The following is a 12190-nucleotide window of genomic DNA, read 5'->3' as shown; positions in this document are numbered from 1 at the left end:
GTGGCGAGCCCCGGCGATCTGACCGTCCGTTCCGGACGGGTCAAGACCGCTCGGCGGCTCGCCACGCGTGCGTTCCGGGCCAAGACCGGCGAGTTCCTCGCCGAGGGCCCCCAGGCCGTGCGCGAGGCCCTCGATGCGCCGGGCGCGGTCATCGAGGTCTTCGCCACGGTGGACGCCACCGAGCGCCACCCCGAGCTGGCCGAGCGTGCCGAGACCTGGCACGTCGTCACCGACGACGTCGTCGAGGAGATCGCCGACTCCGTCACCCCGCAGGGAGTCGTGGCTCGCTGCCACTCGATCCTCACCACGCTGGCCGACGTCCCGCAGGACGCGCGACTCGTGGTGGTCTGCGCCGAGATCCGCGATCCCGGCAACCTGGGGGCCGTCATTCGGTGCGCCGACGCGGCCGGAGCGGCCGGCGTCGTCGTGGCCGGCGACAGCGTCGACCCCCTCAACCCCAAGGTCGTGCGCGCCACCGCGGGCTCCCTTTTCCACCTGCCGATCGCCATCGAGCGCGACGTCGAGGCGACCATCGCCGAGCTCCAGCGCCGCGGCTGCCAGGTGCTCGCCGCCGACGGCGCCGGTGAGACCGGCCTGTTCGACGCCGACCTCGACCTCACGGCGCCCACCACCTGGATGATGGGCAACGAGGCCCACGGCCTTCCCGCCGCGTGGGCGGCCGCCGCCGACCGGGTGGTCCACGTGCCCATCCTGGGCCGCGCCGAGAGCCTGAACCTGGCCACCGCCGCGGCGGTCTGCCTCTACGCCTCCGCGCGCGAGCAGGGCTAGGCTCTGGCCGTGCCCTTCGAAGACTTCCCAGACGGCATCATCGTCGCCGACGAGCACGCCAAGGTGACACTGGCGAACAAGTGGGTCCGCTACTGGGCGCGTGCCGAGGGCGACGAGATGATCGGGATGGACCTGCGGGACGCGGTCCCGTTCGACGACCTCGCCGGCAACAGCTGGTTCGACTCCGTCCACCCGTACGACGGGCTCGCGATCCGCAAGCGCATCAGCGAGTCCTCCTGGTACTCCCCGCGCGGCAGCGAGTACCTCATCACCGCCTCCCTCGTGCGCGAGCGGCCTGCGGGCCGGGTCATCAAGGTGATCGTGAGCATGCGCAACGCACGCGTGCGTCTGCAGCGCGACCGGCAGAAGTCCGACATGGTGGCCACGGTCGCCCACGAGCTGCGCTCGCCGCTGACCGGCATCAAGGGCTTCTCGGCCACGCTGCTGAGTCGCTGGGACGCCTTCACCGAGGACCAGCGTCTGTTCATGCTGCAGACCATCGACGCCGACGCCGACCGGTTGAGCCGCCTCATCACCGAGCTGCTCGATGCCGCGCGCATCGACGCCGGACGACTGTCGCTGCGCACCGAGCCGGTCCAGCTCGACGAGCTCGCGGGCCGGGTCCTGAACTCGGTCTTCTCCGCGGTCGACGAGCCTCCCCAGCCCCGCGTCGAGGGCGAGGTGCCGGTGGTGTGGGGCGACGCCGACCGCGTCACCCAGGTGCTCACCAACCTCGTCGAGAACGCGATCCGCCACGGTGAGGGGCTCCGTGAGGTCGTCGTGGCCGCCGAGCCGCGCGGCGACATCGACGGCGTGGTCGTGCGGATCATCGACCGTGGCCCGGGCATTCCCGAGGAGTCGCGGGTCCGCATCTTCAGCCGCTTCTGGAGGTCGGGCCCCGGTGCCGGCAGCGGCCTGGGCATGTTCATCGTGCGCGGCGTCGTCGACCAGCACGGCGGGTCGATCGTCATCGAGGACGCCGAGGGTGGGGGAGCGTCGATCTGCGTGTGGTTCCCGGTGAACGAGCCGGACACCATGGCGTCCTGACACGCCGATAGACTCGAGGGCGTGTCTGCGCCCAATTCCGACTACGACCCGGTCGAGGTGACGCCCCTGCGCGCCGACGAGGTCGAACGCATGCGTGACGAGGCCCTCGCGGCGATCGCCGCGGCCGAGTCCCTCGACGCCCTCAAGCAGGTGCGCATCGACCACACGGGCGATCGCTCGCCTCTCGCGCTGGCCAACCGCGAGATCGGCGCGCTGCCGCCCGCCGCCCGCAAGGACGCCGGCCAGCGGGTCGGTCAGGCCCGTGGCGCCGTGAACAAGGCCCTGGCCGCCCGCACGGCCGAGGTCGAGGCCGTCGAGTTCGAGCGCCGCCTCGCCGCCGAGACCGTCGACGTCACGCTGCCGGTCGACATCGAGCCGGTCGGCGCGCGTCACCCGATCACCACGATCCAGGAGCACGTCGCCGACATCTTCGTCGCGATGGGCTGGGAGGTGGCCGAGGGCCCCGAGGTCGAGGCCGAGTGGCTGAACTTCGACGCCCTCAACCTGGGCCCCGACCACCCGGCACGCACGATGCAGGACACGTTCTGGCTCGACCCTGAGTCGGCCGCGATGGTGCTGCGGACCCACACCTCGCCGGTGCAGGCGCGCACGATGCTCACCCGCCAGCCCCCGATCTACATCGTCTGCCCCGGTCGCGTCTACCGCACCGACGAGGCCGACGCGACGCACATGCCCGTCTTCCACCAGGTCGAGGGCCTGGCGATCGACAAGGGCCTGTCGATGGCGCACCTCAAGGGCACGCTCGACCACTTCGCGCGCGCCGTCTACGGCACCGAGATCACCACCCGGTTCCGTCCCTCCTACTTCCCGTTCACCGAGCCCAGCGCCGAGGTCGACCTGCTCTGCTACGTGTGCCACAACGATCCCGCCGAGGTCGCCTCGTGCCGGACGTGCGGCGGCGAGGGCTGGGTCGAGTGGGGTGGCTGCGGCGTCGTGAACCCCCGTGTCCTGGTCGCGTGCGGCGTCGATCCCGAGGAGTACTCGGGCTTCGCGTTCGGCATGGGCCTCGACCGCACCGTCACCAGCCGCTACGACATCGCCGACCTGCGCGATCTCTGGGACGGCGACGTCCGCTTCACCGAGCCCTTCGGAGTTGGTCTCTGACATGCGTGTCCCCGTGGAGTGGCTGCGGTCACTCGTCGAGCTTCCCGATGCCGTCACGACGGAGCAGCTGGCCGACCGCCTGACGATGTACGACCTCAAGCTGGAGGAGATCGTCGGCGGCGGGCTCAGCGGTCCGCTGACCGTCGGTCGCGTCCTGGCGATCTCGCCCGAGGAGCAGAAGAACGGCAAGACGATCAACTGGTGCCGGGTCGACGTCGGCGCGCAGAACGATCCGTCCGTGCCCGACGCCCCCGGCGAGGACGTGCCGTCGCGCGGCATCGTCTGCGGCGCCCACAACTTCGGCGTCGGCGACCTGGTCGTGGTGTCGCTTCCCGGCACCTACCTGCCCGCGCTCGGCTTCGAGATCGGCTCGCGCAAGACCTACGGCCACGTGTCCGACGGCATGATCTGCTCCACCACCGAGCTGGGCCTGGCCGACGACGAGACCTCGGCCCACGGCATCGTCGTGCTGCCGGCCGGCTCGGCCGAGCCCGGCGACGACGCGATCGCGCTGCTGGGCCTCGACGACCAGACCCTCGACCTCGAGGTCAACCCCGACCGCGCCTACGCGCTGAGCCTGCGCGGTGTCGCCCGGGACACCGCTCTCGCGTTCGACGTGCCGTTCACCGACCCCGCCGACCGCGAGGTGCCGTCCGCCGACACCCCCGCGTACCCCGTGCGCGTCGAGGACCCCGCGGGCTGCCCCGTCTTCACCACGCTCGTGGTGGAGGGCATCGATCCGTCGGCCACCACGCCGGCCTGGATGGCCAAGCGCATCGCCGACGCCGGCATGCGGCCGATCTCGCTCACCGTCGACATCAGCAACTACGTGATGCTCGAGCTGGGCCAGCCCAACCACTGCTACGACCGCGCCAAGGTCAACGGCGAGATCGTGGTGCGCCGCGCGACCGAGGGTGAGCGACTCACGACCCTCGACGGCGTCGACCGTGCCCTCACCACCGAGGACCTGCTGGTGGCGGACTCGTCCGGGCCGATCGGACTCGCCGGCGTCATGGGCGGCGACCACACCGAGATCGACGCCACGACGACCGATGTCCTGGTCGAGGCCGCCTACTGGGATCCGGTGACGATCTTCCGCGCGGTCAAGCGCCACAAGCTGCCGTCGGAGGCCGCCAAGCGCTACGAGCGTGGTGTCGACCCGGAGCTGCCGCTCGTCGGCGCGGCCCGGGTGGCCGAGCTGCTGGTCGAGCTGGCCGGCGGCACGCTCGCGCCCGGCGCCACGGTCGTGGGAACCGCGCCTTCGCGCAAGCCCGTCACGCTCTCCACCGACCTGCCGGCCCGCATCAGTGGCCTGCCGATCACGCCCGAGCAGGCGCAGGACACCTTCGAGCGCAACGGCTGCGCGGTCGAGCTCGCCGGTGACCGCTTCACGGTCACCCCGCCGTCCTGGCGGTTCGACCTGAACGACCCCTACGACTTCGTCGAGGAGGCGCTGCGCACCGCCGGGTACGAGAACGTCCCCTCGGTGCTGCCCACGCCCACGGGCGGACGGGGCCTGTCGCGCGACCAGGAGCTGCGGCGTCGCGTGGGCCACGTGCTCGCCGGAGCGGGTCTCGTCGAGGTCACCACGCTGCCGTTCGTCGGCCCTGCCGACCTCGACAAGCTGGGCCTGCCCCCCGAGGACGCGCGGCGCGAGCTCGTCCGGCTGGCGAACCCGCTGTCGGCCGAGGAGCCCGGCCTGACGCCCACGCTGCTGATCGGCCTGCTGCGCGCGGCGTCGCTCAACATCGGACGCGGCCACGAGTCGGTCGCCCTGAGCGAGATCGGGCGCGTGTTCCACCCGCGCGAGGGAAGCCCCGCGGCGCCGATCCTCGGCGTCGACCGGCGCCCCACCGACGAGGAGCTCGCCGCCCTCGACGCGGCCCTGCCCGAGCAGCCCCGCCACACCGGCTTCGTGCTGGTGGGGGAGCGCACGCGCTCCGGCTGGGCCGGCCCGGGTCGCGCCGTCGCCTGGACCGACGCGCTCGCAATCGCCCAGCGCGTCGCGGCGAACCTGCACGTCGACCTGACGGTGGAGGCGGCGAGCCTCGCTCCCTTCCACCCGGGTCGCTGTGCCCGACTCAGCATCGACGGCCGCGTCGTCGGCCACGTCGGCGAGCTGCACCCCAAGGTTGCCGAGACCTACGGCCTCCCGGGCCGCGTGGCCGCCGGCGAGCTCGACCTCGACGCACTCATCGAGTCCGCGCCCGCGATCGGCCCGAAGCCGCACTTCTCGGCCTTCCCGGTCGCGAAGGAGGACTTCGCCTTCACGGTGGACGCCGCCCTGACCGCGGGCGAGCTGGAGTCGGCGATCGCGTCGGCGAGCCCGCTGCTGGAGTCGGTGCGACTGTTCGACGTGTACACCGGTGACCAGGTCGGCGAGGGCCGCAAGTCCCTCGCGTTCAAGGTGCGCCTGCGTGCCGAGGACCGCACGCTCACCGACGCCGACATCAAGGCCGCGCGCGAGCAGATCGTCGCGGCCGCCGCGACACTCGGGGCCGAGCTGCGCTGACCGGCATGCGGCCTGTCCGGGTGATTGGATGGACGCATGACCGAGATCACACGCGTTCGGATCGAGCACGACCTGCTCGGAGAACGTGAGGTACCGGCGGACGTCTACTGGGGCGTGCACACCCTGCGCGCCCTGGAGAACTTCCCGATCACCGGTGTCCCCATCGCCATCAGCCCCTACCTGCCCCAGGCGCTCGCCGCCGTCAAGGAGGCCGCCGCCGAGGCGAACCACGACCTCGGCCTGCTCGATGACGAGCGGCACGCCGCCATCGTGCAGGCGTGCCAGGAGATCCGCCGCGGTGAGCTGCACGACCAGTTCGTCGTCGACGTGATCCAGGGCGGTGCCGGCACCTCGACGAACATGAACGCCAACGAGGTGATCGCGAACCGCGCCCTCGAGATCCTGGGTCACCCGCTCGGGGACTACATGCGGCTGCACCCGAACGAGCAGGTCAACCTCAGCCAGTCGACGAACGACGTCTACCCGACGGCCGTCAAGATCGCCGTCATCAACGCGACCCACGACCTCATCGCCGCGATGGGCGACCTCCAGGAGGCGTTCGCCGCGAAGGCTGTGGAGTTCCACGACGTACTGAAGATGGGTCGCACGCAGCTGCAGGACGCCGTGCCGATGACGCTCGGCCAGGAGTTCGGCACGTACGCGCTGATGATCGCCGAGGACCGCACGCGGCTGCGCGAGGCTGTGATGCTGCTGCACGAGATCAACCTCGGTGCCACCGCGATCGGCACCCAGCTCAACGCGCCGAACGGCTACGTCCCGCTGGCCCGCCAGCACCTCTCGCGGATCACCGGACTGCCGCTGGTGACGGCGGTGGACCTCATCGAGGCCACCCAGGACTGCGGCTCGTTCGTGCAGATGTCCGGCGTGCTCAAGCGGGTCGCGGTGAAGCTGTCGAAGATCTGCAACGACCTGCGGCTGCTGTCGTCGGGGCCGCGCGCAGGCCTGGGCGAGATCAACCTGCCGGCGCGGCAGGCCGGGTCGAGCATCATGCCCGGCAAGGTGAACCCGGTGATCCCCGAGGTGGTCAACCAGGTCGCGTTCCAGATCATCGGGCACGACGTCACGGTGTCGATGGCGGCCGAGTCGGGCCAGCTGCAGCTCAACGCGTTCGAGCCCGTGATCTGCTACTCGCTGTCGGCCGGGCTCTACCGGCTGCGCACGGCCATCACGTCCCTGACGGAGAACTGCGTCAAGGGCATCACCGCCAACACCGAGCACCTGGCGATGGAGGTGGCGAACTCGATCGGCCTGGTCACGGCCCTGAACCCGTACCTGGGCTACCAGACCGCGACCGAGCTGGCCAAGGAGGCGCTCGCCACCGGCCGCGGCGTGGCCGAGCTCGTGCTGGAGAAGGGCCTGCTGCCGCAGGACGAGCTCGAGCGGATCTTGCGGCCCGAGACGCTGGCCCATCTGGGGCCCAAGCCGGCCGACCGTTCCGGCGGCGTGTGAGTGGTGAGGTGGCACGGCGGCAGGGGTGTACCCTGTCGCCATGACCACCTTCGTGATCATCATTGGAAAGCGCGTCTGAATCTTCATCCCAGACGCGCCGCCTCCCGTACCCGGGAGGCTTTTTTTTGGCCCGACCAGACAGCAGGACGACCATGAGCACCACCTTCGGGAAGCACGACCCGGCGGACTTCCACGTCTACGACACGACGATGCGCGACGGCGCCCAGCAGGAGGGGCTCAACCTCTCCGTGCAGGACAAGCTGGCCATCGCCCAGCACCTGGACGACCTCGGCGTGGGCTACATCGAGGGCGGCTGGCCCGGCTCGAACCCCAAGGACACCGAGTTCTTCGCGCTGGCCGCCAAGGAGCTCGACCTGAAGCACGCCACGCTGGCCGCGTTCGGCTCCACGCGCCGGGCGGGGGTCGCCGCGGCTGACGACCCGCTGATCGCCGCGCTGCGCGACTCGGGCGCGTCCGTGGTCACGATCGTGGCCAAGAGCCACGACCAGCACGTCATCAAGGCACTGCGCACCACGCTGGAGGAGAACCTCGCGATGGTGCGCGACACGGTCGAGTTCCTGCGGGCCGAGGGCCAGCGGGTGTTCGTGGACTGCGAGCACTTCTTCAACGGCTACCTCGACAACCGCGAGTACGCGCTGGAGGTCGTCCGCACCGCCATCGAGGCCGGCGCCGAGGTGGCCGTCCTGTGCGACACCAACGGCGGGGTGCTGCCGCCCCCGGTGGGCGAGATCGTGGCCGACGGGCTGGCCTCGACGGGCGCGCGACCGGGCATCCACGCGCACAACGACACGGGCTGCGCCGTCGCCAACTCGATCGAGGCGGTGCGCTCGGGCGCCACCCACGTGCAGGGCTGCATCAACGGCTACGGCGAGCGCACGGGCAACGCCGACCTCGTCACGTGCGTGGCCAACCTGGAGTTCAAGCTGGGCATGAGCGTGATGCCCGAGGGCGTGCTGGCCGACGCCACGCGCATCTCGCACGCGATCAGCGAGATCACGAACTACCCGCCGGTGGCGCGTCAGCCCTACACGGGCGTCTCGGCGTTCGCCCACAAGGCGGGCCTGCACGCCAGCGCGATCCGGGTCGATCCCGACCTGTACCAGCACATGGATCCCGCGCTCGTGGGCAACGACATGCGCCTGCTCGTCTCGGAGATGGCCGGTCGCGCAACGATCGAGCTCAAGGGTCGCGAGCTCGGCTTCGACCTCTCGGGCGACAACGACCTGCTCACGCGCATCACCGACCAGGTCAAGCAGATGGAGCAGGACGGCTACACGTTCGAGGCGGCCGACGCGTCGTTCGAGCTGCTGCTAACCGAGGCGGTCACGGGTCGCCGTCCGGAGTACTTCGACGTCGAGTCGTGGCGCGTCATCGCGGGCTCGGCCGGCGACGGCGGTGCCGAGGCGATCGTCAAGGTCGTGGCCGGTGGCACGCGCGCCGTGGTGGTGGGGGAGGGCAACGGTCCCGTCAACGCCCTCGACCACGCGCTGCGCCAGGCGATCGAGCGGATCTACCCCGACGTTGCCCAGTTCCACCTCATCGACTTCCGCGTGCGGATCCTCGACCAGGGCCACGGCACCGATGCCGTCACGCGCGTCCTCATCGAGACGACCGACGGCAAGAGCTCGTGGGTGACCGTGGGCGTGGGCCCGAACATGATCGAGGCGTCGTTCGAGGCGCTCGTGGACGCGCTGACCTACGGCCTGCGCTCCCACGGGGTCGCGGCGCTGTAGCGCGCGGGCGCGCAGAGGTGGCGGTCGTCGAGGTGACCGTGGGACTTCATGTTGTGGTGCTTCCGCTCCATCGCGGCTACGCCCTCTCTGCGATGGCTCCATGAGGCACCTGAGGTTCTTCGCTGACGTCTCGCCGCCGGAGTCGTAGTCCTTCGCGTGGTCGAGATCCGTCTCGAACACCGGCGCCCTGCACCCGGCGACGCGACAAGTGCCGTCCCGCCAGTGCAGCGCCTTTCTCAGCGACTCGGTGGGTCGATAGCCCAGGACCGTGGTGTCGAGCACTTCGCCGACCGGGTCGAGCACGAGCCGTCTGAAGACGGTGTGCTCGCTCGCTGCGAGCTCGCGGACCCAGGCCTGATGCAGCGGCTCGCCGTCGCGCGTGATCCCCGGCCCGCCGGTGAGGCCGATCAGGTCGGTGGCGGCGATGCTGATGGCAATCTCGGCGCGAATGTCGGTGGTGGTGCCGGTGCAGGACGTGAGCCACCGACCGAGGATGTCGGCCTGCTTCTGCTCGCGCGTGCGGGTGTCGCGGCGGCCGGTCTCGGGATCGATCGTCGGCTCCGCCTTGGCGGCCTTGCGGAGTCTCTCGGCGGCGGCGATGGCGAGGCCGGTGGGCAGGAGCGCGTTGAGCCAGCTGGTGCCGTCGCTGAGGTGGGTGAGGGACACGCGGCGCTCGTCGAGGGCCTTCGCAGTCTCCTCGGCGGTCTCCTCGGGCTCGATGCGCGCGCGGAATCGGCGCAGCCATGCCCGCAGCTCGCTGACGGTGTGCGCGACGGCGTAGGCGACGACGGTGGTCTCGAGCTTTGCCCAGCTCTCGCGCTCGACGAGGCGTTCGGCGGTGTCGGCGATCGCACCGGCACGCGCCGCGTCGAGGTCGCCGACTCCGAACGCCTGCCAGACGAGGGGAGTGCGCTCGCGCAGCGTCTCGGCCTCGAACACGATGGCCCACACCCGGTGCTCGGTGACCTTCATCGCCTGGGCGATCTCGAGCGTGACCTCACGCCGTGCCAGGTCCTTGCCGAGGATGATCTCGTCGGTGCGGTCGATCTCGGCGACGCGTCGCCGGTGGTGGGCGGCGATGAGCTTCCACTCCTCGAACTCCGCCAACGCGCGAGCGCGACGTGCCGCGTCGAGCGCGCGAGCGGTGAGTTCCGAGGTCATGCACTCAACGTAGTGAGCCCCTCCGACAGCGGTCACTGGTCATTGCACGCGGAGGATTTGGCCCGCGGTTCCAAGGTGTCGACCCAGTGGGCTAGCTCCGATGAAGTCCCGGCTGGAGGACTCGCTGGGTGGACGGTGGGTTGGCGCCGAGGTGTGCCGCAGGACGGATGGGACGGCGCTGGAGGTCGCCGCCACAGTTCGGGCACTCTCCACCCAGGCACGTCTCGACGCATCGCGCGCACCAGGTGCACTCGAAGGTGCAGATCATGGCGTCCGTGGACTCGGGCGGCAGGTCGGTGTCGCAGCATTCGCAACCCGGGCGCAGTTCCAGCATTCCGCCATTGTCGCGGGGGGCGTCGCATCCGGCCTTCCCGGGTCTTTCACCTCCGGGCGCCATCACGCGCTATTCCTCGGACTGGTCGCGGGACGAGCGGAAGAGCTCGGGCAGGACGAATGGAACGACGATCAGCGCGAGCACCCACAGGACGAGGCCCGCCGGGGTGCCGAGCTCGCCGAGGGGTCCGGTCTCGGTGACATGGAAGATGAACGCCACTTCGATCGCGATGGCAGCCACGGTGATCGAAGCCTCTTTGACGCCGTTCACGTGAGCCTCTCCTCCATCACGGGGATGAGCCGCCAACGCTACCGCCCGAGCTCCGCGCGCACTCCGGGTATCGCTCTCCAGTTGGGGCCGCCCGCGCCTAGACTCGGGCCGTGCCCCCGCGATCGCCGTTGCCGTCCCGTCACGGCCTGGAGGCGGCGTGGTTGCGGACGCCCGACCGTCAGCCCGACGGGCCGACGATGTCGGCGTGGCTGGAGCACCGGTTGTCGGAGCGCGCTGACGTCGGCCAGATGCTGGTGGACGCGCGCTTCGTCTACGACGACCTGACACCCGTCCGAGTCAACGACCCTTACGCGCCGCACACGTTCGTGTGGTTCCACCGCGACCTGCGCGACGAGGTCGAGGTGCCCGGTGAGATCGGGATCCTGCACCGCGACGAGCGCATCGTCGTCGTGGACAAACCGGCGTTCCTGTCGACGATCCCGCGGGGCCGGCACGTGGTGCAGAGCGTGGTCGTGCGGCTCCGTGCCGAGCTCGGTCTGCCCGAGCTGACGCCGCTGCACCGGCTCGACCGGGTCACGTCCGGGGTGCTGCTGCTGGCGACCGAGCGTCGCTGGCGCGGGCCGTACCAGACCCTCTTCGAGCACCGCCGGGTCGGCAAGACCTACCACGCCCTCGCGCCGTGGCAGGCCGCTCTCGAGTCACCGGTCGTGGTCCGCAACCACCTGCGCAAGGAGCGGGGCGCACTCCGGGCCGAGGTCGTCCCCGACGCGCCGGTCAACGCCGAGACGCTGGTCGAGATGGAGTCCCGCGACGGCGACCTGGCCGTCTACCGCCTCTCGCCCCGCACGGGCCGCACGCACCAACTGCGCGTCCACCTGGCCGGCCTCGGGAGCCCGATCGTCGGCGATCCGCTCTACCCGACGGTGACCGACGCGTCGGTCGACGACTTCTCCCGGCCGCTCCAGCTCCTGGCGAGCGAGCTGCGGTTCACCGATCCGGTGGACGGCTCGGAGCGTCGCTTCGTCAGCGACCGAAGCTTTCCGCTCCATCCCGATTGACAGGCAAGCGACGACTTGCATAACGTGAGGGCGTGGGTGACGTCTTCAAGGCCATCGCGGAGCCGACACGTCGTGCCCTTCTGGACGAGCTCCTGGAGCGCGACGAGCAGACGCTCTTCGAGCTGTGCTCGCGGCTCGCGATGAAGCAGGACCTGACGCCCACGCGGCAGGCGGTCTCGCAGCACCTCGACGTCCTGGAGGGCGCAGGGCTGGTGCGAACCGAACGCCGCGGCCGCTACAAGCTGCACACGATCGACACCGGGCCGCTCGCCCAGATCGCTGAGCGATGGCCACCACGAGAGGAACACTCATGAAACTGCAGACGGTCAGCATCTTCGTCGACGATCAGCAGCAGGCGGTCGACTTCTACACGGGCACGCTCGGCTTCGAGGTCACGGCCGACGTGCCGATGGGTGAGCACCGATGGCTCACGGTGCGCCTCGGCGACAGCGTGGACGCCACGGAGGTGTCCCTCGAGCCCAAGGCGCATCCGGCAGCGGCCGCGTTCACCGACGCACTGCTCGCGGACGGGATCCCGTTCTGCATGCTCGGTGTCGACGACGTTCAGCACGAGTACGAACGACTCGTCGCCTCCGGCGTGACGTTCAGCCAGCCGCCGACCGACGTCGGCCCGGTGGTCATCGCCGTGTTCGAGGACGGCTGCGGCAACCTCCTGCAGCTCGCCCAGCTCAAGGACGCCTGAGCCGGC

The 12190-nt window shown here is 70.7% G+C and carries 11 protein-coding genes and 1 pseudogene; 9 read left to right on the top strand and 3 right to left on the bottom strand.

Annotated elements, in window-relative coordinates:
* The 6 genes from H1W00_RS12160 to cimA all read left to right on the top strand — a co-directional run bounded on the left by H1W00_RS12160 (window position 1) and on the right by cimA (window position 8697).
* Window positions 1-789, top strand: a complete 789-nt coding sequence (locus H1W00_RS12160) for an RNA methyltransferase (RefSeq protein WP_181755933.1) — start codon at window positions 1-3, stop codon at window positions 787-789.
* Window positions 790-798: 9 nt separating this feature from the next.
* Window positions 799-1836: an ATP-binding protein gene (locus tag H1W00_RS12155; protein ID WP_181755932.1), complete on the top strand. Its 1038-nt coding sequence runs from the start codon at window positions 799-801 to the stop codon at window positions 1834-1836.
* Between the two features lie 21 nt (window positions 1837-1857).
* Complete coding sequence (gene pheS, locus H1W00_RS12150; protein WP_181755931.1) at window positions 1858-2961, top strand: phenylalanine--tRNA ligase subunit alpha; 1104 nt, start codon at window positions 1858-1860, stop codon at window positions 2959-2961.
* Window position 2962: 1 nt separating this feature from the next.
* Window positions 2963-5473 carry a phenylalanine--tRNA ligase subunit beta gene (gene pheT, locus H1W00_RS12145; protein WP_181755930.1) on the top strand — a complete coding sequence of 837 codons (2511 nt, stop codon included), beginning with the start codon at window positions 2963-2965 and terminating at the stop codon, window positions 5471-5473.
* Between the two features lie 36 nt (window positions 5474-5509).
* Entirely contained in the window at window positions 5510-6943 is a 1434-nt protein-coding gene (aspA, locus tag H1W00_RS12140; protein WP_181755929.1) for an aspartate ammonia-lyase, read from the top strand.
* Between the two features lie 152 nt (window positions 6944-7095).
* Complete coding sequence (gene cimA, locus H1W00_RS12135; RefSeq protein WP_181755928.1) at window positions 7096-8697, top strand: citramalate synthase; 1602 nt, start codon at window positions 7096-7098, stop codon at window positions 8695-8697.
* A gap of 225 nt (window positions 8698-8922) precedes the next feature.
* Here cimA and H1W00_RS16620 read toward each other — a convergent pair.
* From H1W00_RS16620 to H1W00_RS12125, 3 genes and pseudogenes are all read right to left on the bottom strand, one after another.
* Window positions 8923-9858: pseudogene (locus H1W00_RS16620) on the bottom strand (DUF222 domain-containing protein); the annotation flags it as partial.
* Between the two features lie 91 nt (window positions 9859-9949).
* Window positions 9950-10192: a DUF1272 domain-containing protein gene (locus tag H1W00_RS17175; RefSeq protein WP_181755927.1), complete on the bottom strand. Its 243-nt coding sequence runs from the start codon at window positions 10190-10192 to the stop codon at window positions 9950-9952.
* 69 nt (window positions 10193-10261) lie between these two features.
* Window positions 10262-10462, bottom strand: coding sequence for a hypothetical protein (locus tag H1W00_RS12125; RefSeq protein WP_181755926.1), 201 nt, complete (start codon window positions 10460-10462; stop codon window positions 10262-10264).
* 197 nt (window positions 10463-10659) lie between these two features.
* Between H1W00_RS12125 and H1W00_RS12120 the strand changes: the two genes are divergently transcribed.
* The 3 genes from H1W00_RS12120 to H1W00_RS12110 are packed head-to-tail and all read left to right on the top strand — an operon-like array spanning window position 10660 to window position 12184.
* Window positions 10660-11481, top strand: a complete 822-nt coding sequence (locus H1W00_RS12120) for a pseudouridine synthase (RefSeq protein ID WP_181756287.1) — start codon at window positions 10660-10662, stop codon at window positions 11479-11481.
* A gap of 32 nt (window positions 11482-11513) precedes the next feature.
* A complete protein-coding gene (locus H1W00_RS12115) occupies window positions 11514-11795 on the top strand; it encodes a metalloregulator ArsR/SmtB family transcription factor (protein ID WP_181755925.1) in 282 nt (93 codons plus the stop codon).
* Window positions 11792-12184, top strand: a complete 393-nt coding sequence (locus H1W00_RS12110; protein ID WP_181755924.1) for a VOC family protein — start codon at window positions 11792-11794, stop codon at window positions 12182-12184. The genes H1W00_RS12115 and H1W00_RS12110 overlap by 4 nt, the downstream gene beginning before the upstream one ends.
* Window positions 12185-12190: the final 6 nt, after the last annotated feature.

The sequence above is a fragment of the Aeromicrobium phoceense genome (assembly GCF_013868155.1).
Lineage (GTDB): Bacteria > Actinomycetota > Actinomycetes > Propionibacteriales > Nocardioidaceae > Aeromicrobium > Aeromicrobium phoceense.
Note: the sequence above shows the minus strand (reverse complement) of the source record. Positions and strands in the feature narration are given on the sequence as shown.